The organism is Methylobacterium soli, assembly GCF_008806385.1.
GTDB lineage: Bacteria > Pseudomonadota > Alphaproteobacteria > Rhizobiales > Beijerinckiaceae > Methylobacterium > Methylobacterium soli.
Window position 1 is genome coordinate 129132 of record NZ_VZZK01000013.1, and the last position, 22183, is coordinate 151314.

Here is a 22183-nt window from a genome sequence, read left to right on the forward strand (position 1 = left end):
GGTCAGGCCTTTCTGGGGGTGAGGGACGGGCGCGCGCGGAGCGCCCCGAGAGGGCCGGCGGCGTAGACCACGAGCACGAGGAGGAGGGCGGCCCCGCCGAGGATCGGCCGCGGGTCGAGGCTGCCCGGAAGGGGGCGGGGCGTCGCCGCCGCGCGCAAGGGGGCGGCGAGCGAACCCGGCCCATCGAGATGCGCGTAGGCGAGGCCGGTGCGCTCGGCGAGGGCCTTGAGATAGGTCTCGCGCACGGAGGAGAGATGTTCGCTGCCCCGGGCCGCCGCGGCGCCGAAGGGGGCGTTGCGCGGGTTGTAGCCCTCGCGGGACTCGGCATCGGCGGGCGGCGCGCCGAAGCGGTTCTCCTGCTGCACGTCCGATTCGGCGTAGAAGCCGGTCTCGCGGCCGCGATCGTTGAAGCGGGGAATCGGCGCGAGGGCGTAGCCGCCCGTGCCGACCACGAGCCCGCGCACCGCCCCCAGGCGTCCCTCGAAGGCCGGAATCTCCCCGCGCGGCAGGGGCGGGGCCTCCTGACCATCGGTGATGAAGAGAAGATCGGTGTCGATCTCGGCCGCGAGGTCGATGGCCCGGTAAAGCCCGGCCGAGACGCGGCTGTCCGCCTCCCAGGCCATCCGCCAATCGAGGGCCGCGATGGCGCCGTCGAGGGGCGCGAAGTCGGCGCAGACCTCGATCGGTGCGAAGAGCAGGAAGGGGCGCCGCTCCGTGAACAGGCCCAGGGCGACGCGGGAGCCGCAGGGCAGGCCGGCTACGAGGCTGCGGAGCGCCGCCTTGGCGGTCTCGAGCCGGCTCTCGGGCCGCCCGTCCGGACCGGTATAATCGCGCACATTCATGCTGCCGGTGATGTCGACGACCGCCAGCACCGCGACGCCGTCGCGGGTCAGCGGCAGCCGGGGCAGGGCGAAGGTCGCCAGGACGAGGACGAGCGCCAAGGCCGACGCCTGGAAGCGGCGCGACCGCAGGTTTCGTCCGAGGGGGAGCCCCGGAATCATGGCGCCCCCCGCGGCTGGCCGGGGATGTCGGTCCAGATCTTCTTCGGCTCGGCCTTCAGCTCGTCGCCGCTCTTGCGATCGAATTCGGGGAAGTCGCGCAGGAGGCGCGAGGCCACATCGAGATTGAACTTGGCGTCCCAGAAATCCGGCCATGCCTGCAGGGCCCGCCGGTAATCCTGGCGCGCCAGGGTGATCAGCGGCCCGGCGGGGTCGAGTTCGTTGCGCGCGAGATGCGCGAAGGCCCGGCGCAGGCGCGTATTGGCGAGGGCGTAGCGCGCCCGGGCTCCGAGTTGCGTCTCGGGCCCTGTCTCCAGGGTCTCGATCAGTCCCTCCGCCTCCTCGGTCTGGCCGCGCCGGGTCAGCGCCATCACGCGCGCGAGCCGCAGGGGCGCCGGCGCCTCCGCCGTGATGGGGATGTCCCGGCCGGCGTCGAGGGCGGCGATTCCTGCATTCGCCCGCGCGCCGCGCCAGGCCGAGAGTCCGCAAGCGGCGGCCCCCGCGAGCAGGAGGACGGGCAGGGCGAGGAGGAGGCGCGGGCGCGCCCGCCCCCAGGCGGCGCGACGATCCGGCAGCATGGCTTGCGCGCTCATGCGGCGATCGTCCGGGGCGGTACCGGCGCGGCGGCACGGATGCGGGGCGCGCCGGAGCGGCGCAGATCGACCGCGATGAGCTTGGCGGCCACCAGGATCGCGAGGCCGAGGGCCGCGAGGGCGTAGGCGAACCCCGCCAGATCGCGCCGCGGCCGCGTCTCGACGTAGGGGATCGGGTCCCGCTCCAGGCCCTCGATCTGACGGATCGCCGCGGCGACCGCCTCGGGTCCCTCGGCCTCGAAGGCGCGGTAGGGCACCGCGAGGCTGCGGAAGAACAGGTCGAGGTGGCGCTCGGGCGCGGCCTGCGGCGTGTCCTCGCCGGTGGGCTTGTCGGCGATGCCCGGGGAGCCCTTGGTGCGCAGGAACAGCCAGTACAGGTTCGGGCGGATGCGCGCGAAGGCGGCGCGCAGGCCGTCCTGCACCCGCGGGTCGATCACGGCCGCCCCGTCGGAGACGAGGAGCAGAACCCGGGAGGCGTCGGGGCGGCCCGATCCGAACTGCGCCAGCGCCATCCCGAGGCCGCGGGCCACGTTGGTGTAATCGAGGCCGGGCCGGTCGATGGCCTGGATCGCGGCGCGCACCGCCGCGTGGCGGTCGGTCATCGGCAGAACGAGCATCGGGGCGGTCGAGAAGGCGGTTACGGCGAAGAGATCGTGGGCGCGGCTGCCCACGAAATCCCCGAGGATCCGGCGCGAGGCCGCGGCCTTCGATTCCTCCGCCCCCGAGGGCTGCCGGCCCGCGAAGGTCTCGTTCATGCTGCCCGAGCGGTCGATCAGCATCGAGACCTCGGCGCCGATCCCCGTGCGGGTGACGCGGGCGCCGCTGCGATAGGGCCCGGCCAGCGCCAGGACGAGGGCCCCGACGGCGAGGCAGCCCGCGCCGCGCAGAACAAGCCCGATCCCCCGCGAGAGAGTGTCGGAGGGGACGGCGCCGAGGCTCGGCAGCGGCGTCGCGCGTCGGGGCGAGAGCCAGAGGGGCAGGAGCGCGAGGGGCAGGAGCCAGAGCAGGAGCGGCTGCTCCGCGCCGAGCCGGGAGGCTTCGGACAGGACGGACAGGCGCGTCACGATGCGGCCTCGCGCTCGGCCGCCGCGAGGCCGCGCGCGGTCGCGGCCGCCCGTGCCAGGGGCCATTGCGCGCGCGCCGCCGCGACGCCGCCCCCGAAGAAGGCGAGGCGGGAGGCCGCGAAGAACCGCGCGAGCTCGGGCCCATGCGGGCGGAAGGCGGGATGACGCGCGAGGAAGCCCGGAAGGTCGTCGGCAAGCACCCGGCGCCCATCCATCTGGTCGACGCCCCGGTGCAGCGCCAGCAATCCGTCGCGATAAACCGCCTCGCCCTCCGGGCCGCGTGCGAGGGCCGCGAGCTGGCGCTGGGCCAGGGCGAAGGCGCGGGTCCGGCGCTGGCGGAAGGGCCACCAGGCGCGATCGAGCGCGAGCCAGAGCAGAGACGCGAGGGCGAGGACGGCGAGACCGAGCGCGGCGTTCCGGGCCGGGGCGGGATCGAGCCGGGGCGCGGAGCCATCGGGGCGCAGGTAATCGGCGGGGTCGTCGCGCCGGGGCGGCTGGACCTCGCGCAGGGGCGAGACGCCGAAGCTCCAGGCCGGGACCTGAACCGGGGCGCTCGTCGCGCCGCGTCCGTCGTCGCGCACGAGCGTCACGGGGAAGCCCGGGACTTCGAGGCTGCGCGCGTCGAGGGCGGCATAGAAGGTCTGGTAGGTCAGCCGCAGGCGCTGGCGCGGTCCCGCCGTCTCGGTCTCGACGGCGCGCAGGTCGAGCCAGTAGGTCAGCGGGCCGGGCCTCGGCAGGGAGGCCGATTGGAGAACGAAGCCGTCCTCCGCCTCGATCTCGACGGTCGCCTGGACGAGGTCGCCGAGGAAGTAGCCGAAGGGGCGCGGCGTGCGCACCTCGATAGCGTGAACCTGGGCGGCAGCCGGGGTCGCGGCCAGCAGGGCGAGGAGGAGCCAGAGGCGGCGCATCCGCCTCAGCTCCCGAGGAGGTGGCGGCTCAGCGCCTCGGGATCGAAGCGGTCCGCGAGCCGGAAGGGCGCCCGGCCCTGGCGGCGAACCAGGCGCCCGAGCCGCGCCAGGCGCTGCGCCTCGCGCTCCAGCCAGCGGCGGCGCAGGGCCGGCCGCATCAGCACCGCGCGGCGGCCCGCCCCTTCGAGATCCTCGATCTCGAGGAGGCCCCAGGAGGGCAGGCCCGCCTCCTCGGCCGAATCCGCGACCACGACGGGCACGACGTCGTGGAAGGCGAGGGCGGCTAAGACCGCGTCGAGGAGGGCCTCCGGCCAGCGGAAATCGGAGACCAGGAAGACGAGCTTCGGCCGGCCCGCGATGCGGCGGGCGGCGGCGATCAGCCCGGCGGCGCTCCGGCCCGCGGGCTCGGCGCTGGCGATCCGCGCCGCCGCCGCGCGGGCCTCGTTGCGCCGGCGCGTCGCCGGCAGGGAGAGATCCTCGCGGATGTCGGCATCGCAGGCGAGGAGGCCGAAGCGATCGCCGATGCGGGTCGCCGACGCGGCGAGCCCCGCGCACAGATCCCCCACCAGGACCATCCGGTCGGCCTCGCCCCGGAAGCGCATCGAGGCCGAGAGGTCGACGAGCGCCCAGACCTCCAATGCGGTGCGGCTCTCGAAGCGCCGGACGACGATGCCCTCGAAGGGGTCGCGCAAGCTCGCGCGCACGTCGATGCGCCGAGCGTCGGGCAGGCGCCAGAACGGCACCTGATCCTTGAACGTGCCGAGGCCGCCGGCGTCCCGCCCGCGATGGGCGCCGACCGCCGAACCCCGGGCCCGCCAGCGCGGCAGGTAGAGGATGTCGCCGCTCATGGGGCCGGCACCGTGTCGAAGACCGCGCGGCAGAGATCGGGCACGATCTCGGCCCGGCGCAATTCGTGGATCGGCTCCAGGAAGACCCGGTGGGCCATCACCTCGGGGAAGATCGCCCGGATGTCCTCCGGCACCAGCCAGTGCCGGCCCTCGAGCCACGCGCGCACCCGCGCGGCGCGCACCAGGAAGGCGATCCCGCGCGGCGAGGCGCCCCCCTGAACCAGGCCCTCCATGTCGTCGATGCCGGGCAGGCGGATGCCGGCGGCGGCGGGGCGCACCAGCGCCTCCCAGAGGGCGACCACGTAGGTCTCGATCGCCGGGCTCGCGCTGATCCCGTGCTGGATCGCCGCCGCGATGCCCTGGATCGCCGCCTGATCGAGGATGGCGGGCGCGATCTCGGCGATCAGCGCGTCGGTGTCGTGGAAGCGCGGATCGAAGACCAGCGTCCGGCGGGTCGCGGCATCCCGCGGCGCCTCGAGGCCGATCTCCATCAGGAAGCGGTCCCGGGCGGCGGCGGGAAGCTCGAAGGTCTCCTCGCGCTCGACGCGGTTGCGGTCGGCGAAGACCTGCAGGTTCGGGAACCGGTACTCGCGGTTGAAGGCCGAAAGGCTGCGCTCGGCCATCAGGCGCAGCAGAAGGGCATGCACCTGCGGCCGGGCCCGGTTGATCTCGTTGAAGAAGAAGATCGCCAGGTCTTCGGATGCCCGCAGGACCGGGCCCGGCTCGACCCGGGGGCGCCCGTCATCGGCCAGATAGGTGTGGTAGACGAGGTCGGAGGGCATCATGTCGACGGTGCCCTCGACGCGCTCGTAGGCGCCCCCCATCGCGCGCGCGACCGCCCGCAGGAGGGTGGTCTTGCCGACGCCGACATCGCCTTCGAGCAGGACGTGGCCGCGGGCGAAGATCGCGATGGTGACGAGCCGGATCGCGCGCTCCTGGCCCAGGACCGCGCTCCCCACCGCCCGCTCGAAGCAGCCCGCCGCCTCGCGCCAGTCCGTGAGCATCGCGTCGTCGCGGCGGATGTCGTTCATGCGCTGGGGCCCGCGATCACTTGGCTTGTCGAGGGGATGGGCGGAGCGGATCCCGGGACGGGCCCCGGGATCCGCCGTGCACGCGCCGAGGCGATCAGTTCGCCGCGATCTTGCTGACGTCGTACTCGAACTTGCCGGTCTTTTTTGCAGCCTCGATGCGCTTCCGGTTGCGCTCCTCCATCGCCTTGATGGAATCCGCCTGCTTGTTCAGTTCCTTGGGGTCGTGCTTGGGGTCGTATTTCGTGCCCGCGATCTTGTCGGGGAAGCCGGGCTTGGGCTCCCAGCACACGCCGGCCGCCTTGCACTTGGTGCCGTCATAGGCCAGCGCCGGGATGGCCAGGAGGGCGCCGGCCGCCAGGACGGCCGCGTAGGTGAGTGTCCGCATGGTGTTTCCTCCGTTCTTGCGACGCGCTTCGCCGCGTTGCGCCGTCACGATGATCTCGCGCGGCGCGACTTCCCCCCGGATCAGTTCTCCAGCGGCTTGCACTGGCCCTTGACGTCCTGGGGGAAGGTCTCTCCTTCCTTGAAGGGCTTGTAGGCCTTCTTCTGCTCGGCATTGAGCCAGACCGCATCCTGGGCCGGACCCGTATAAAGGTGGCGGATCCAGGCGATGACCTGCAGCATCTCGTCGGGCGTGAGATTCTCGTTATGCGGGCCCATCATGCCGTTGGCGCCGCCGAAGATCGTGGAGAACAGGCCCGTATCCTCGGTATTGGCCGGATAGGTCCAGTAATTGTCGTTGAGGCCCGGCCCGAGCTTGCCCTCGGCAAGGTGACCGTGGCAGCCCGAGCAGGAGGTCGCGAACAGGCTCTCGCCGTTGCGCAGGCATGACTTGTCGTCGATGTAGAGGTTCTTGCCGGATTCGAAGAAGGCCTTGACGCCGGGCGTGTCGCGCCCGCCCGCCTTGCCCTCGGCGGTATCGAGCACCTCGCCCGTCACGGTGTTGCGGAAGACGGTTCCGGATTGAGGGCCGGCGGCCGGCTGGGCCAGGGCGGTGACACAGGCCGAGGCCAGCGCGAGCCCCAGGATGGCCGCGAGGCGTTTTGTCTGTCTGTTCATGCTTGGATCGGCTCTGAGAGGGAAGGCGGGCGCCGTGGATCGGCGCGCTCAGTTGGAGGCGCGGGCGAGCGGCACGCCCTCCTGCTTCAGGATCGCGGCGATCTGCGGCTTCGCCTTCACCAGGGCGGCGTCGAGTTCGCGGCGGAGATCCTCGTCGCCGCGGCGCACCCCCATCGATTGGTCGAAGCTCTGGGCCATGCGCTGGCCGTCGCTGCGCACGGTGTCGTCCGGTACCGGATTCATGCGCAGGGGCGTCGCGGCGTCCCGCACGTAGCGGGCGATGTCGGGCGCGAAGGCGACGCCGACATCGGCCTTGCCGGTCGCCACCTCGCCCACCATCCGGGCCGGATCGATCTGGGTGTACTGGTTGCGCGGCGCGCGGAAATTCACCAGCGAGTAGAGGTAGGCCATGTCCTCCTCGTAGCGGCCGATATCCTTGAGCATCGCCTCGGCGGGGGTGCCGAAACCCACCACCATGTGGCCGACCTCCTTCAGGCGCGGATCGGCCCAGGACTTCACGTCGAGGTCGCGGTCGGCGCGGGTGAGGAAGACGTAGCCGCTGCGGTAATAGGGCTTCGTGACGAGCACCCGCGGATCATCGCTGTCGAGGCCGACGACGACGTCGCAGAGCTTCTTGTCGAGCCCGTCGCGGACGAGATAGATCGCGGGCTTGGACGACCAGACGAAGACGGGCTTGCGCCCCATCGCCTCCGCGACGGCCGCCGCGATGCGGTTCTCAAGCCCCGAGCCATCCTTCATCGAGAGAGGCGGCTGGCTCTCGGCGGCGCAGATGCGCAGGGTGCCGGGATCGGCCTTCCCCTCGGCCCGGGCGGGCTCGCTCGCCGGCGGGCGCGGCTCCTGCGCCGAGGCAGGGGCGCCGAGCCAAGCGGGGGCGCCGAGCCAGGCGAGGGCGATGAGGCAGGCCGCGGGCGCGGCCGCGCGGGATCGTCCGGTGACGCGCGACATGGGTCTGTTGTCCGTTTCCTCTGGCGTTTCTCGTTCGCGCGGCGGCTCGATCAGGGCGTTCCCAGGACGGCGTCGCGCGCGATGCTCCGGCCTCCGGACGGATCCCGGGGCAGGCCCGCGATCCGTCCGGAATCCGTCAGGTGAGGTCCCCGGATCGGCTTGGCTCGATCCGGGGAGGTTGCCGGATTATTTTGCGGCGCGCTGCTCGTACTCGCCGACATTCGGATCGTCGTAGGGGCCCTTGCCGTCGAGCGAGAACACCATCACACCGCCGCCCATCTGGGTGTAGTTGGCCAGCTTCTTGAAGGCGCCGACCGCGCCGAGCCCGGCGGTCGGGTCCTGCAGGTCGAAGACGAGGCCGACGCCCGGCCAGCCGCCGACGCCGTAATAGATCGCGACGTATTGCGTGCCCTTGTGGCTGTAGGTCATCGGGTAGCCGATGGCGCCCGAGGGCAGCTTGTACTTCCAGAGCAGGTCGCCGTTGTCGGAATCGCGCGCCTTGATGTAGCCGTCGAGGGTTCCGTAGAGCACCAGGCTTCCGGCGGTCGCCGTCGTGCCGCCCCAGACGGCGAAGCGCTCCATCTTCTCCCAGTTGAACTTGCCGGTGATCGCGTTGTAGCTCTTGATCTGGCCAAGTCCCTCGTAGTTCTGCCGGTCCCCCTTCGGACCCGGATACATGTTCAGCGTGGCGCCCACGAAGAACTGACCCGCCCGGTAGGGCAGCATGAAGGGTTCCCAATCCATGCAGATGTGGTTGATGCCCATGAAGAAGGCCTGCCGCTTCGGATCGTAGGAATCGTGGCCCTGATTGTGGTAGCCCATCGCCGAGGGGCAGATGTCCTTGGCGAGGTGGTCCATGCGGGTGCCGTATTCGGGGTCGCGCACCGGCTGGCCGGTCTTCAGGTCGACCGACTTGAAGACGTTGACGGTGTCGTCGATCTTGTTGGCCGAGACCAGCGAGCCGTCGGTGCGGTCGAGCGTGTAGACGATGCCGTTGCGATCCGGATGGGTCAGAAGCTTGCGCATCTTGCCATCCTTGTCCTTCTGCTCGGACAGCATCATCACGTTGACGCCGGCGTAATCCCACTCGTCATGGGGCGTCTTCTGATAGCCGAACTTCGCCTCACCGGTGTCGACGTCGCGGCCGAAGATCGTCATCGTCCACTTGTTGTCGCCCGGGCGCATGGTCTCGTTCCAGGGCGCCGGGTTTCCGGTGCCGAAATAGATCATGTTCGTGCCCGGGTCGTAGGCGTACCAGCCCCAGTTGGTGCCGCCGCCGATCTTCCAGGCGTCGCCCTCCCAGGTGGCCGTGCCGAGGCCCTTCTGGCCGTAATGCGCGTTCTTGATGTTGAAGTCGTCGGCCAGAAGCAGGTCCTTGTCCGGGCCGGTCGCGTAGGCGCGCCACTTCTGCTCGCCGGTGCGCACGTCGTAGGCGGTGAGATAGCCGCGCACGCCGAGCTCGGCGCCGGACGAGCCGATGATCACCTTGTCCTTCACCACGTAGGGCGCGATCGTGAGGGTCGAGCCGACCTTGATGTCGGAATTCTCGACCTTCCACACCGTCTCGCCGGTCTCGGCGTTCAGGGCCGCGACGTTGCCGTCGAGCTGCGTCTTGAGGATCAACGACGGAGTCTTGCCGTCGCCGGGCCAATAGGCGAGGCCGCGATTGACGAGGTCACAGCAGGCGACCGCGCGGGCGGCCGGATTCTGCTTGGGCTTGTCCTGCCAGAGGATCGTGCCCGGATCGTTGAGGTCGAGCGCGAAGGTGTTGTTCGGGAACGAGGTGTGGACGTACATCTTCCCGTTGACGACGAGCGGCGCACCCTCGTGACCATTGAGCAGGCCGGTGGAGAAGCTCCAGGCCGATTTGAGGTTCTTGACGTTGTCCTTGTTGATCTGGGTGAGATCGCTGAAATTGTTGGAATCGTAGTTCTTTCCGGGCATGACCCAGTTGTCGTCGCTCTTGGCCATGTCGACGAGCTTGTCGTTCGCCTGGGCCATCCCGGCCATCCCGATCGGTGCCAAAGCCATCACGGCGAGCACCGACACCGAGTTCAGAAACCTGCTCATTCTGCGTCTCCTAGCCTTGTCGTCCCGTCTCTCGACGTCGCAGTCTCGCGGGACCTTCGCGATGCCGGCTTAAGGACAGACCCAAGTCGATGATCGGATCATGCGACCAATCATAAGAAATTCTACTGTGAAACTTATCTTATGATTGACTTATTACTGTCCCTGCTGCTGATATTTCTAGGCTCATGAGCACGGGCCTGTCTTTAGAAGGTTCGACATTTCTTTCCGGGTATATTCGGCAAAACCTCCGCGATGCTTTGGCAGAGACAACTTCGACGCTTGACCGGGCCGCGCGCAGCGTCACCATGATGGCGACGAGGGGTCGGTCCGGGGGTGACCGCCGGCCACGGGAGGCAGGCCGATGGGGGCAGGGCGCGGGGCGCGAGCGACAGGCCGGGCGGGTCTCGGCCGGCGGCGCGCGCTGGGGCTCCTCGCCCTCGCGGCGGCCCTTCAGGCCATGCCGGCCGCGGCCCGGGATCCCGGGCGGCAGGCCGCCCTCTACCCGCGGGACGCGCGGCGAGCGCTCACCGGCGCCGATCACGCGCAGTTTCCGGGGGCCGGGATCCTGTTCTGCCGCCGCGCCGACGGCGTGCCGCAGAAGGCGGCCGCCGCCTGGCTCATCGGCGCGCCGGATCTCGTCGTCCTCAACGCCCACAATTTCCGCGACCGAAGGCTCGAGACCACGCGCTCCGTCTCGGATTGCTACTTCCAGATCGGGGGGCGCAACTATGATTTCGTGGCCGAGTCCCTGCGGCTCGGCACGAAGCCGGGCGCGCGCGCCCTCCACATCACCGACGATTGGGCGATCCTGCGCCTCGCGCAGGCGGTCGAGACCGGCGCGCCCCAGCCGATCCCGCAACCGCCGCAGCTCGCGGTCGGGTCGATCGATCTGCCGGTCACGATGGTGTCGCCGGCCGGCCACGAGAATTATCGCGGTCCGAGCAGCCTCGAATCCTGCGCGATCCGGCAGATCGACCCGCCGAGCGAGGACGCGATCCGCCGTGCGCGGCACGATTGCAATGACGGCTATGGCGGCTCCGGCTCCGGCCTGTTCGATGCGGGCGGGCACCTCGTCGCCATGCAGAGCGCGTCGCTCTCCATGAATTCCCGCCGCGCCTTCGACGCGGAGTACCATTACGGCTCCGCCCTGCTGTTCGAGGGCGAACTCCTCGCGGCGATCCGGAGCGTGCTCACCGGCGGCGACCGTTCGGATCAGGCCCGCCCGTAGCCCAAGGTTGGCGCCCCCCACGCGACGGATCAGGCCCCGGCCGCATGCCCGTGAGGGGATCGTCCGGGCCGCCGCGATCGCGCGCGTGAGACCGATTCGGCCCGCCTTCCGCATCTGATCCCGGGCACCCGGCTGCGGCCGAGCCTTGGCTCGGGACGCCTGTGCGAATCTCGCGCCATCACCCGCCCGCCCATGCGGCGATCGGCGCCCGGCCGCGTCATCCAGGCGCCTTGGTGGCGCGGAGGCCGGCAGCGCTGCTGCGGACGCGCGGCCCAGGACCGTACTAGTTCTCTGGATCTAGATAGTTCTAGTGCAGGTGTTTTACGTACAAAGAGATGATGTACAGAGCATTAAAATTTCATTAGCAAATAAAAGCGGCCGATTGGCCGAATGATTTTCAATTCACGTCGGGTTTGCGGGCCGCATCTGCTTGTGAGGCGGAGGCTGCGTGCGCGCCATGATGTGCGGTTCTAGAGCCGTGGGAGGGCGTTATGGTTGCCATCGTCAAGCATGATCTCGAGTTCATCCTGAAGCAGATCAAGATCGCGGAAGCGCATTCGGCGGGAACGCCGCTCACGCAGATCCGGCTCGACGCCAACGGGAACCTCACGGCGGACACGACCGTGCCACTCGCGGTTCCGAGCACGCTCTCGCCCTACGGCCTGCGCACGGTGGATGGCAGCTACAACAACCTCGTGACCGGCCGCGACCAGTGGGGTGCGGCCGACAACCCGTTCCCGCGCATCACCGATCCGGTCTACCGCAACGAATCCGACGACAGCATCGTCTTCGGCGCCGGCTCCCCGGGGCAAGTCGTCTTCACGGACGGGAATTACGGCGCGATGGGCACGCCCACGCCGCAATCCATGGGGCTCGACGGCGGCACGGTGGTGGATGCCGATCCGCGCATCATCTCGAATCTCATCGTCGATCAGACCCTCAACAATCCGGCCGCCATCTACGCGGCGCTGACCTATGGCGGCCTCTCGGGCGCGGCCCTGAATGCAGCCCTCGTCGAGATCCGGGCCGCGAAGGTCGCGCTCAACGCGGCCGATGCGACCGCGAAGCCGGCCAGTGCCGAGGTCACGGCGCTCAACAAGGCGCTGCAGGAGGCCACGGCAACCGCGCAAGCCGCCGCTTCCGCCGCGACCGCCGCGGGCCAGAAGGCGCAGACGGATACGGCCGCGCATACCGCAGCCCTTGCGGAGATCACTCTCGCCGAGGAAGCGCTGAGCGACGCGCAGGCCGCCCTTGACGATCTGGATGCGGACGCTGCTCCGGCGGCGGAGATCGAGGCTGCGACGAAGGCGGTGGATGACGCAAAGGATCTGTTGACCACCGTCACGAACGCCGAGACCGCCCTAAAGGCGATCGCTGACGCCTCCCAGACCGCGTCGGCCGCCGCCACGCTCGCGGCGACGAATGCCGGCGTGCTGAAGGACGCGGCGAACCAGGCCCTGGCGACGGCCGTCACCGCGAGCGGCACCGCGACCGCGGCGGTCACCACCGCGCAGGCCGCGCTCGACGTGGTGCTGGACAAGCACGGCGTGGTCATGAACGGCGAGAGCGTGGTGATCCCGAACGTCTCGCCCGACGAAGGCCTGTCGGCGCCTTACAACTCCTGGTTCACGCTGTTCGGCCAGTTCTTCGATCACGGCCTCGATCTGGTGAAGAAGGGCAATAACGGCACGATCTACATCCCGCTCCAGCCGGATGATCCGCTCTACGACCCGGCGAGCCCCCACACCAACTTCATGGTGCTCACCCGCACGCCCACCGATGCGGTGAACCTGACGACGCCCTGGGTCGACCAGAACCAGACCTACACCTCGCATTCCTCCCATCAATTGTTCCTGCGCGAGTACGTTCTCGTGGAGGGCAAGCCGATGGCGACCGGCAAGCTGCTTCAGGGTGATCGGGGTCTCGCGACCTGGGCCGACGTCAAGGACCAGGCCCGAATGATGCTCGGCATCGACCTGACCGATGCCGACGTCACCAACATCCCGCTCTTCGTCATGGACGAGTACGGCGAGTTCGTGCGCGGTACCAACGGCTTCCCCCAGATGGTGAAGTCGCTCGGCGCCGACGGCAAGTTCGGCGGCGGCGACGACGTGTTCGCGGAAGGCAATCCCGCCTCGCCGATCTCCACGGCCGGCGCGGTGCGCACCAACCACGCGTTCCTGGACGACATCGCGCATGCGGCGGTGCCGGTGGTCGTCAACGGCCTCCTGCAGCAGGACGGCGATACGGCGGTGGGCTACAAGAACGCCGACGGCACGGCCGGCCCGATGAATTCGCGCGGCACCCAGACCGCCTACGACAACGAGCTCCTCGACGCGCATTACATCACGGGCGACGGGCGCGGGAACGAGAATATCGGTCTCTCGGCCGTCCACCACGTCTTCCATTCCGAGCACAACCACATGGTCGAGCAGGTCAAGGACCTGGCGATCGCGTCGGGTGACCTCGCCTTCCTGAACGAGTGGCTGCGCGTCGACGTCGGGGCGGTCCCGACGGCGCCGGAGGCCATCGCGGCCCTCAAGGACTCGGCGAACTGGGACGGCGAGCGCCTGTTCCAGGCCGCGCGCTTCACCACCGAGATGCAGTACCAGCACCTCGTCTTCGAGGAATTCGCCCGGAAGGTTCAGCCGGACGTCGACGTCTTCGTGTTCAATCCCTCGGTCGACATCAACCCGGCGATCTTCGCCGAGTTCGCCCACGTCGTGTACCGCTTCGGCCACTCGATGCTGCGCGAGACCGTGGATCGCACCGACGGGGACGGCAAGACGGACAACATCGACCTGTTCGACGCCTTCCTGAACCCGCTCGCCTTCGGCTCCGAGACCGTGAGCCACGAGGTGGCGGCCGGGGCCATCGTGCGCGGCATGACCGCCCAGGTCGGCAACGAGATCGACGAGTTCGTCACCCACGTCCTGCGCAACCAGCTCGTGGGCATCCCCCTCGATCTCGCCGCCCTCAACATCGCCCGCGGCCGCGACACCGGCATCCCGAGCCTCAACGCCGCCCGGGCGCAGTTCAAGGAGGCGGCCAACGGCGACAGCCAGCTCGACCCCTACGCGAGCTGGACCGACTTCGCCCTGAACTTGAAGAACCCCGCCTCGATCGTGAACTTCATCGCCGCCTACGGCACGCACAAGACCATCACGGACCGCGTGCCGAACACCGCGACGACGGACCCGAATGACACGCGCGAGAAGAGCGTGGAGGAGAAGCGCGACGCCGCGATAAAGCTGGTGTTCGGCGATGCCGGTCTCGAGGAGACCGACCGCCAGGCCTTCCTGAACGGCACCGGGGCCTACGCGGCCAATCTCGGCGGCCTCAACGAGGTCGACCTCTGGGTCGGCGGCATGGCCGAGAAGAAGATGGCCTTCGGCGGCATGCTGGGCTCGACCTTCTCGTTCATCTTCGAGTTGCAGCTCGAGAACCTCCAGAACGCCGACCGCTTCTATTACCTGTCGCGCGTCCAGGGCCTCAACTTCCTCAACGAATTGGAGAACAACTCCTTCGCCAAGATCGTGCTGAGCAACACCGATCTCGGCGAGGCCGGCTACGCGCTGCCCGGCGACATCTTCTCGGTGCCGGACCACGTGCTCTACGTCGACAAGGCCGAGCAGACGAAGTTCGGCTACGTCGATCCGGTCCATGACGACCACTATCTGGAAGCGATCTCCAAGCTCGTCGAGCGCGTCGACGCGAACAACGACGGCAAGGCCGAGTACATCCGCTACAACGGGCTCGATCACGTCCTGATCCAGGGCACGGACGCGGGCGAGACGATCATCGCCGGCGGCGGCGACGACTCGGTCTGGGGGCGCGGCGGCAACGACCGCATCGAGGCCGGCTACGGCGTCGACAAGATCCACGGCGGCGCCGGCGACGACATCATCACCAACAGCGGCACGGATATCGGCGAGGTCGATATGCTGCACGGTGAGGAGGGCAACGACGTCATCCACGCCGGCAGCGGATTGGCGCTGGTCTTCGGCAACCAGGGCCATGACTTCATCATCACCGGCCCGGACGGCAAGGAGGCCTTCGGCGGCACCGGCAACGACTTCATCCTCGGCGGTGAAGGCGGCGACTTCCTCCTCGGCAACGAGGGCGACGATTGGCTCGAGGGCGGCAACGGCTTCGACACGATCGCGGGCGACAACTCGGAACTGCTCTTCAACTCGACCATCATCGGCCACGACGTGATGTTCGCCGGCCAGAACGAGCAGGATTTCGACGCCGAATCCGGCGACGACATCATGGTCCAGGGCGAGAGCGTCATGCGCAACGAGGGCATGTTCGGCTTCGATTGGGCGATCCACAAGGGCAACACCGAGGCCGCCGATTCCGACCTCAACCGCCCGATCTTCACCACCGACGAGGAAGACATCCTGCGCGACCGCTTCGACGCCGTCGAGGCGCTCTCCGGCTGGGCGCACGACGACACCCTCAAGGGCGACGATCGCGGCGACATCCCGGCGGCCGGGGAGGCCGAGGGCGCTCCGGTTCTGGCCGGCGCCGAGAACACCATGGTGCGCCACGAGCTCTCGCAGGCCGGGATCAACCGGATCGACGGCCTCAGGGCGCTCCTCGGCAACTGGGCCGCGGCCGCTCCGACCGGGGCCGGCATCGATCTCGAGGCGATCATCGCCTTCGACGACGGCAACATCCTCCTCGGCGGCGGCGGCAGCGACGTCATCGAGGGCCGCGGCGGCAACGACCTCATCGACGGCGACCGCTGGCTCAACGTGCGCATCCGCATCAGCGACGACGGCACCACCTACAGCGCCGACGGCATGAGCCGGAAGGTCTACCTGGAGGGCGACCTGGTCCAGGGCGTGGTCAAGCCCGGTGCCGTGGCCCAGTTCGGGGGCAAGACCCTCGATGCGCTGATGCTGGAAGGCCAGATCAATCCGGGCGATCTCTCCATCGTCCGCGAGATCGTGCGGGACAGCGGCGCGGGGGATATCGACACGGCCGTCTTCTGGGACGTGCGGGCGAACTACACCATCGCCCGCAGCAACGACGGCGCCATCCTGGTCAGCCATACGGGCTTCGACCCGGCCAATGTTCCGGCCGGCGTCACCGCCCGGGTCTCGGACGGGGTCGACAAGCTGCGCAACATCGAGCGCCTGAGCTTTGCCGACGGCGTCGTCGAGCTCAGCCCGCCGGACCTGAAGCTCAACGCCTTCGATCCGGGCGGAACCGTCGCCGATAACTTCAACACGCAATCCTACGCGAACAGCACCGGCACCCGGGCATGGGGCGGGAACTGGGTCGAGACCGGCGATGACGACAGCGCGACGGCTGCCACCGGCCAGATCCGGATCATCGGCAACGCGCTCGTATTCGACGCGGGCAACGGCGCGAACATCCAGCGCGCGGTCAATCTCGGCGGCGTCGCCACGGCGCGCCTGAGCTACTCGGCCGATCCCAACGCGCTCGATGCCGGCGAGGCGGTGCGGGTGTTCTTCTCCGCCGATGGGGTCAACTTCGCGCTGCTCGACACCATCACGGGCAACAACGCGGCGAACCGCACCTTCGACCTCTCCGGCCCGTTCAGCGCGAACGCGGCGATCCGCTTCGAAGCCACCGGCATCGACGCGGCCAACGAGTCCGTGGCGATCGACAATCTGTCGATCGACGTCACGGTGCCGGCCGCCCAGCCCTCGACGGATCACGAGACGACCTTCACCGAGGATGGGGCTGCGGTCGCGATCGCATCCCTTCCGAGCATCACCGATGATGCGCCCCAGATGGCATCGGCCAGGATCGTTCTGACCAATGCCCAGGCGGGGGATGTCCTCGGGATCGGCAGCCTCGCCGGAACCGGGATCACGTCCAACACCACCGCGGCGGCGGGCCAGATCGTCCTGACCCTGACCGGGCTGGCGTCCCCGAGCGTGTACCAGCGGGTGATCCAGTCGATCACCTTCAACAACACCTCCGAGAACCCGAGCATTGCGGATCGGATCATCGAAGTCACCGTCAACGACGGCTTCGTCGACAGCAACGTCGCGACCACCACGGTGAACGTGATCGCCGTCAACGACGCGCCGAGCGTCGGCGCGGACCGGATCGTGACCAACCTCGTCAACACGGCCTTCACGCTGCCGGACTGGGTCTTCCTCAACAACGACAGCGATGCGGAGAACGCCCCGATCTCGGTGACGGGCGTCGGCGGTACGAACGGCCTCACCGCCGCCCGTGCCAGCGGCTTGGTCACGATCACGGATACGGGCACGGCGGGCGGCTCCTTCACCTACACGGTGAGCGACGGCCAGGCGAGCGCGAACGGGACGGTCACCGTGGTCCGGGACACGACCAACGCGATCGATGGCGGCAACGCCAGCGACATCCTGGTCGGGGACGGGGCGAGCAGCACCTTCGACGCCGGTGGCGGAAACGACCTCGTCTTCGCGGGTGGCGGCAACGACACGATCCTCTGGAACGTCAACACGCTGCTCGGCTTCGAGCTCAGCAATGACGGCCGCGATTTCGTCGATGGCGGCGCTGGGACGCTCGACCGCTTCGTCGTGACCGGAAGCAACGCGGCCGAGACCTTCCTGGTCTATGCCCGCGCCGCGGCCCTCGCGGCCGGCATCACCGGCCTCAAGGCCGACACCGAGATCGTCATCACCCGGATGGTCGGCGGCACCGTCTCGGTCATCGCCGAGCTCGACAACGTCGAGGAGATCACGATCAACACCGCCGGCGGCAACGACATCGTGCGCGCAATCGGCAACTTCGACCCGACCAGCCTGAACTTCAACACCATCACGATCAACGGCAACGCGGGTGATGAGACGGTCGACATCTCGAAGCTCACCTCAGACCACCGGATCGTCTTCCGCTCGCATGGCGGCCACGACACCGTCCTCGGCGCGCTTCGGCCGGCGGACGTCATCGAGCTCGCGCCGGGTCTCACCGCCGCCGATTACGGGAGCGTGACGAGCGGCAACGGCCAGACGACGCTGACGAGCGGTGATCGGAGCATCACCTTCGCGAGCACGGGCGTGCCGGTGATCCGCGAGGCCACGATCGATCCGGATGACGGCACCGGGTCGGGCGACGGCGGAACGGGGCATCAACCCGGTCCCTTCGCGCTGACGGCGAGCGACCTCGCCGGGCTCAAGAACCTCGTCAACGGCCGGCCCGCCCATGCGGGTGACGACGACACCAAGGAGGCCGCCGGCATCCGCGACCTCGAGGGGACGGGCAACAACGTCAAGCATCCGAACTGGGGCTCGGCCGATCAGCCCTTCATCCGGCTCACCGAGGCGCATTACGGGGAACGGGATACGGACGGAAATCGCGCCGTCAACCCGCTCTATGCCGGGCTCGACGCGCGGACGATCAGCAACATCCTCGGCGCGCAGGAAGCGGATCTGCCGCAAAGCGAGAAGGACGCGAATATCTTCTTCATGGCCTTCGGCCAGTATTTCGACCACGGGCTCGATTTCCTGGGCAAGGGCGGCAACGGCTCGATCGTGATCGGGCAGCCTGGCTCGGGCCGCGCGCCCGGCACCGACAACCCGGCGGATCTGACCCGCGGCACGGTCAGCGGCTACGAGAACGGAATCCCGCAGCACCTCAACAAGACCTCGCCCTTCGTCGACCAGAACCAGGCCTATGGCTCGACCGAACTCGTCTGCCAGTTCTTGCGGGAGAGCGACGGCGCGCGGGGCTTCGGATCGCACCTGCTCGCGGGCGGAACCGACCCGTCGGATCCGGGCTTCAAGCTCCTGCCGACCTTGCGCGAGCTGATCCAGCACCATTGGGACGCCGACACCATCTTCCACGCGGCGAACCTGCCCGGCGGCGCCATCTCGTTCCGGGCGTATTACTCGGCCTACGCCCTGCCGAGCGGGGCCACCGGCAGCCTCTTCGACGAGGAGACCGGCGCCTACGACCCGGATGTGCTGAACGGCCTGGTGTCGAACTTCATGGGCAGCAGCCATGCGCTGCTCCTCGACACCAACCCCTACATGAACCTCCTCGACCACTACGTGGCGGGCGACGGGCGCGCGAACGAGAACGTGTCGCTCACCGCGATGCACACGATCTGGGCGCGAAACCACAACTTCCATGTCGAGAACCTGGAGGCCGCCGGCTTCACGGGCTCGGGTGAGGAGCTGTTCCAGGCCGCCAAGATGCTCAACGAGGCGGAATATCAGCGCGTCGTCTTCGACGAGTTCGCCGACATGCTGATCGGCGGCATCAAGGGCACGGGCAGCCACGGACACGCGGGCTACAACGAGAACGCCGACGCGCGGATCTCGCACGAGTTCGCCTCCGCGGTGTACCGCGTCGGCCATTCGCTGATCGGCCAGACCCTCACGGTGCTCGATGCCGACGGCAAGCCGAAGGACGTCCCGCTCTTCGACGCCTTCCTGAACCCGACGAACGACCCCGGGGCCTTCGCGGTGGCGCTGCCTCCGGGCTACGTCCCGCAGCCGGGCTACGAGCAGCTCGGGGCGAGCGCGATCCTGGGCGGCATCGCCGGCCAGCAGGCGGAGGCGGTGGACTTCAACATCGTCGACGCGGTCCGCAACGACCTCGTGCGCATCAACGCGGATCTCTTCGCCTTCAACGTGGCCCGCGGGCGCGATATCGGCCTCGGCACCCTGAACCAGGTGCGGATGGACCTCGCCAAGTCCCAGGACCCCTACATCAAGGACGCCGTGGGCTTTTCGGGAACGGGCGGAATGTCGGCCTACGCGTCGTGGGCGGATTTCCAGACCCGCAACGGGCTGAGCAACACCGTGATCGCTCAGTTCAAGCAGGCCTATCCGGACCTGGTGCTCAGGAGCGCGGCGGAGATCGACGCCTTCAAAGCCGCCAACCCGGACATCACCCTGCATGCCGGGGAGAACGGCACGAAGATCGTGCACGGCATCGACCGGGTCGACCTCTGGGTTGGCGGACTTGCCGAGAAGCACATCAACGACGGCCTGGTCGGCCAGACCTTCTGGGTCGTGCTGCACGAGCAGTTCGATCGCCTGCAGGAAGGTGACCGGTTCTACTATCTCGACCGGTTCGACAACTTCGACTTCTACGAGAAATTCCTCGACGGGCAGGAATTCTCCGAAATCATCGCCCGCAACACCAGCCTGCAGAACCTGCCCGAGCACATCTTCAAGGCGTCGGACGAGGACGGCACGGTCGTGATCGGCAATCCTGGCAACGGCAGCACCGACCCCGGCACCGACCCCGGCACGGATCCCGGCACAGACCCTGGCACGGATCCCGGCACCGACCCCGGCACCGACCCCGGCACGGGCAGCGGCGATCCCGGCACCGGCAACCCCGGCACCGGCACAGGCAACCCCGGAACGGGCACTGGCAACCCAGGCACCGGCAACCCAGGCACGGGCACCGGCAATCCAGGCACCGGCACCGGCACCAATCCGGGCACGGGAACGGGTGGGACCAATCCCGGCACGGGCACCACCGACCCGGGCACCGGCGGCAACGATCCGGATCCCGGCACGGGCGGCGCCGGCGGCAGCGCGGGCGAGCCGGAGAACAGGGGCCATTTCGGCAGCCTGAGCCACGGCACCGACAGCGCGGGCGGTCAGGTCTACGCCCTCTACGACGCGGTGTTCGACCGCGCCTCGGATGCGGCCGGGCAGTCCCACTGGACCGGCGCCATCGAGACCGGGATGTCCCTGCGCGATCTCGCGGAGGTCCTGCTCTCCTCGGTCGAAGGGCAAGGGCATCACGGGGGCACCGACAACAGGGCCTTCGTGGAATCCCTCTACCGGACGGCCCTGCACCGGGAGGGCGATGCGGACGGTGTCGCCCAATGGGTGGATGCCCTCGATCACGGCGCCGCTCGCGGGGAGGTCGCGCTCGGCTTCGCCCTGTCGCCGGAGAACCTTGCGGAGCTTCGGGACGCGTTCGAGCAGGGCGTGTTCACGCCCGACCCCGAAGCCGGTGCGGTCGCGCGGCTCTATTACGGGCTGCTCGACCGAGCCCCCGACCAGGGCGGTCTCGACAGCTTCCACGATGCCGTCGAGCGCGGGATGGGGCTGGAGGCGGTCGCGAGAGCCGTCGTCGAGTCGCCGGAATATGCGGCGAAGTTCGGAGCGCTCGACGACGCCGCCTTCCTGGAAAACCTCTACGAAGGCGCCCTCGGCCGCGCCCCGGACGCCACCGGCGCGCAAGCCTGGCTCGGCGCCCTCGGCCAGGGCAGTTCGCGGGCCGAGGTGGCCGTCGGCGTCACGCAGAGCTCGGAAGCCCAGCAGCACCTGCTGCCGCTGATCGAGACGGGTTGGCACCTCGTCTGAGGCGTCAGGCCGCGGCGCAGGCCGCGGCCCCCATCGAGGGGCGAGCGGGAGACCGCCCGCCCCTCGGCGCGTCGAGCTGCGAAGCGGGTTGGCGACCCGTCCGGACAGGTCGACGGACCATGGATGGATCATGCACGATGTCCAGCCGGCAGCGCGTCACCCTGATCGCCAGCGGCGAGGCCGCCTACCGCGCGTATCTCGTCGACCTCGTGAGGGCCGAGTGCGCGGTCACCGAGGTGATTGCGGCGGCGTCCTTCGGTCAGGCGCTCGCGACGCTGAGCGCCCGAGCCGACATCGCGCTGGCCGATATCGCGCTGGCCGCCTTGGATCTCGCCGCCCCGATGGCGCGTCACGCCCGGGATCTTCGCCGCCTCAGGACCGGCTTCCCCAACATGCGCCTCGTCATCCTGGCAGCCTCCGACGACCGCGTGGAGATCCTGGCCGCGCTACGGGCCGGCGCCCACGCCTATATTCCGAAAGCGCTCGGCGCCGCCGCGATCGGCGAGGCGCTCCGGGCGGTGGCGCAGGGCGACATCTTCGTGCCGGCCGCTCTGTCGGCGCTGCCGCGGAACGCCGCCGAACCCGCGAGCGGCGGCGCGTCGCCGTCCCGCCGGCCGGCGGAGCTGACGCCCCGGCAGAAGGATGTCTTCCTGCTGATGCAGCGCGGCCTGCGGAACAAGGAGATCGCGCGCGCGCTCAATCTGAGCGAGAACACGATCAAGGTTCATGCCTACGCGCTCTTCCGCAGGATCGGCATCAGCCGGCGCAAGGAGCTGGTCGCGGCGCTCCTGGCGGTCAAGCATTAGATCCCGGTCAGTCGCCGCGCGACCGGGCGCGCCGCCCGGACGAGATTCCTGCGGGCGGATTCTCGAAAATCCGCCGCGTCGTCGGCCGGAATCTGTTCCGCGCCCACGGAACTAATCCCCGAGACTAGTCCGGAAGCCTGATGGATTTGTGCAGTAAGCCTCGAATACACTCGGGTTGAACGGAGGAGCGGATCATGTCGGGGCAGCAGGGCACACGGGAGATCGCGATGGCCTTGGGCCGCTGCCGCACGGCGTTTTTGGGCGTTGCGGCGATGAGCGGGTTGGTGAACGTGCTCTACCTGACGGGC

General features: G+C 69.2%; 13 protein-coding genes. 3 read left to right on the forward strand and 10 right to left on the reverse strand.

The genetic code is table 11. The features are described from left to right. Nucleotides 1-2: 2 nt before the first annotated feature. From F6X53_RS14510 to F6X53_RS14555, 10 genes are all read right to left on the reverse strand, one after another. Nucleotides 3-1001, reverse strand: a complete 999-nt coding sequence (locus tag F6X53_RS14510) for a vWA domain-containing protein (protein ID WP_151000914.1) — start codon at nt 999-1001, stop codon at nt 3-5. Continuing rightward, on the reverse strand, nt 998-1591 hold the full coding sequence (locus F6X53_RS14515) for an MxaK protein (protein ID WP_151000915.1): 594 nt from the start codon (nt 1589-1591) through the stop codon (nt 998-1000). Before F6X53_RS14515 ends, F6X53_RS14510 begins: the two co-directional genes overlap by 4 nt. Further along, complete coding sequence (locus tag F6X53_RS14520) at nt 1588-2655, reverse strand: vWA domain-containing protein (RefSeq protein WP_238298112.1); 1068 nt, start codon at nt 2653-2655, stop codon at nt 1588-1590. The genes F6X53_RS14515 and F6X53_RS14520 overlap by 4 nt, the downstream gene beginning before the upstream one ends. Further along, nucleotides 2652-3563 carry a nonribosomal peptide synthetase MxaA gene (locus F6X53_RS14525; protein ID WP_151000917.1) on the reverse strand — a complete coding sequence of 304 codons (912 nt, stop codon included), beginning with the start codon at nt 3561-3563 and terminating at the stop codon, nt 2652-2654. The genes F6X53_RS14520 and F6X53_RS14525 overlap by 4 nt, the downstream gene beginning before the upstream one ends. 5 nt (nt 3564-3568) lie before the next feature. After that, the gene (locus F6X53_RS14530) at nt 3569-4411 is read right to left on the reverse strand and encodes a DUF58 domain-containing protein (RefSeq protein ID WP_151000918.1); all 843 of its coding nucleotides are present in this window, start codon (nt 4409-4411) and stop codon (nt 3569-3571) included. Next, nucleotides 4408-5442 (reverse strand): AAA family ATPase, encoded by a 1035-nt coding sequence (locus F6X53_RS14535; protein ID WP_151000919.1) that lies wholly within the window; start codon nt 5440-5442, stop codon nt 4408-4410. The genes F6X53_RS14530 and F6X53_RS14535 overlap by 4 nt, the downstream gene beginning before the upstream one ends. Nucleotides 5443-5536: 94 nt before the next feature. Next, nucleotides 5537-5827, reverse strand: a complete 291-nt coding sequence (locus F6X53_RS14540; RefSeq protein WP_151000920.1) for a methanol dehydrogenase — start codon at nt 5825-5827, stop codon at nt 5537-5539. An 80-nt stretch (nt 5828-5907) separates the two neighbouring features. After that, entirely contained in the window at nt 5908-6501 is a 594-nt protein-coding gene (gene moxG / locus F6X53_RS14545) for a cytochrome c(L), periplasmic (protein ID WP_151000921.1), read from the reverse strand. 48 nt (nt 6502-6549) lie between these two features. Next, a complete protein-coding gene (gene moxJ / locus F6X53_RS14550; RefSeq protein ID WP_151000922.1) occupies nt 6550-7467 on the reverse strand; it encodes a methanol oxidation system protein MoxJ in 918 nt (305 codons plus the stop codon). 186 nt (nt 7468-7653) lie between these two features. Next, nucleotides 7654-9537, reverse strand: a complete 1884-nt coding sequence (locus F6X53_RS14555) for a methanol/ethanol family PQQ-dependent dehydrogenase (RefSeq protein ID WP_151000923.1) — start codon at nt 9535-9537, stop codon at nt 7654-7656. 361 nt (nt 9538-9898) lie between these two features. Here F6X53_RS14555 and F6X53_RS14560 point away from each other — a divergent pair, with 361 nt between their 5' ends. The 3 genes from F6X53_RS14560 to F6X53_RS14570 all read left to right on the forward strand — a co-directional run bounded on the left by F6X53_RS14560 (nt 9899) and on the right by F6X53_RS14570 (nt 21875). Next, nucleotides 9899-10765 carry a trypsin-like serine peptidase gene (locus F6X53_RS14560; protein WP_151000924.1) on the forward strand — a complete coding sequence of 289 codons (867 nt, stop codon included), beginning with the start codon at nt 9899-9901 and terminating at the stop codon, nt 10763-10765. A 491-nt stretch (nt 10766-11256) separates the two neighbouring features. Beyond that, nucleotides 11257-21069 carry a peroxidase family protein gene (locus tag F6X53_RS14565; protein WP_151000925.1) on the forward strand — a complete coding sequence of 3271 codons (9813 nt, stop codon included), beginning with the start codon at nt 11257-11259 and terminating at the stop codon, nt 21067-21069. Between the two features lie 137 nt (nt 21070-21206). Next, nucleotides 21207-21875: a LuxR C-terminal-related transcriptional regulator gene (locus tag F6X53_RS14570; RefSeq protein WP_191970835.1), complete on the forward strand. Its 669-nt coding sequence runs from the start codon at nt 21207-21209 to the stop codon at nt 21873-21875. The last annotated feature ends 308 nt before the right edge of the window (nt 21876-22183 follow it).

Coding starts and splice junctions, on each gene's coding strand:
- F6X53_RS14510 (WP_151000914.1), bottom strand. CDS start 1,001: ATGATTCCGGGGCTCCCCCTCGGACGAAACCTGCGGTCGCGCCGCTTC.
- F6X53_RS14515 (WP_151000915.1), bottom strand. CDS start 1,591: ATGAGCGCGCAAGCCATGCTGCCGGATCGTCGCGCCGCCTGGGGGCGG.
- F6X53_RS14525 (WP_151000917.1), bottom strand. CDS start 3,563: ATGCGCCGCCTCTGGCTCCTCCTCGCCCTGCTGGCCGCGACCCCGGCT.
- F6X53_RS14530 (WP_151000918.1), bottom strand. CDS start 4,411: ATGAGCGGCGACATCCTCTACCTGCCGCGCTGGCGGGCCCGGGGTTCG.
- F6X53_RS14535 (WP_151000919.1), bottom strand. CDS start 5,442: ATGAACGACATCCGCCGCGACGACGCGATGCTCACGGACTGGCGCGAG.
- F6X53_RS14540 (WP_151000920.1), bottom strand. CDS start 5,827: ATGCGGACACTCACCTACGCGGCCGTCCTGGCGGCCGGCGCCCTCCTG.
- moxG (WP_151000921.1), bottom strand. CDS start 6,501: ATGAACAGACAGACAAAACGCCTCGCGGCCATCCTGGGGCTCGCGCTG.
- moxJ (WP_151000922.1), bottom strand. CDS start 7,467: ATGTCGCGCGTCACCGGACGATCCCGCGCGGCCGCGCCCGCGGCCTGC.
- F6X53_RS14555 (WP_151000923.1), bottom strand. CDS start 9,537: ATGAGCAGGTTTCTGAACTCGGTGTCGGTGCTCGCCGTGATGGCTTTG.
- F6X53_RS14560 (WP_151000924.1), top strand. CDS start 9,899: ATGGGGGCAGGGCGCGGGGCGCGAGCGACAGGCCGGGCGGGTCTCGGC.
- F6X53_RS14565 (WP_151000925.1), top strand. CDS start 11,257: ATGGTTGCCATCGTCAAGCATGATCTCGAGTTCATCCTGAAGCAGATC.
- F6X53_RS14570 (WP_191970835.1), top strand. CDS start 21,207: ATGTCCAGCCGGCAGCGCGTCACCCTGATCGCCAGCGGCGAGGCCGCC.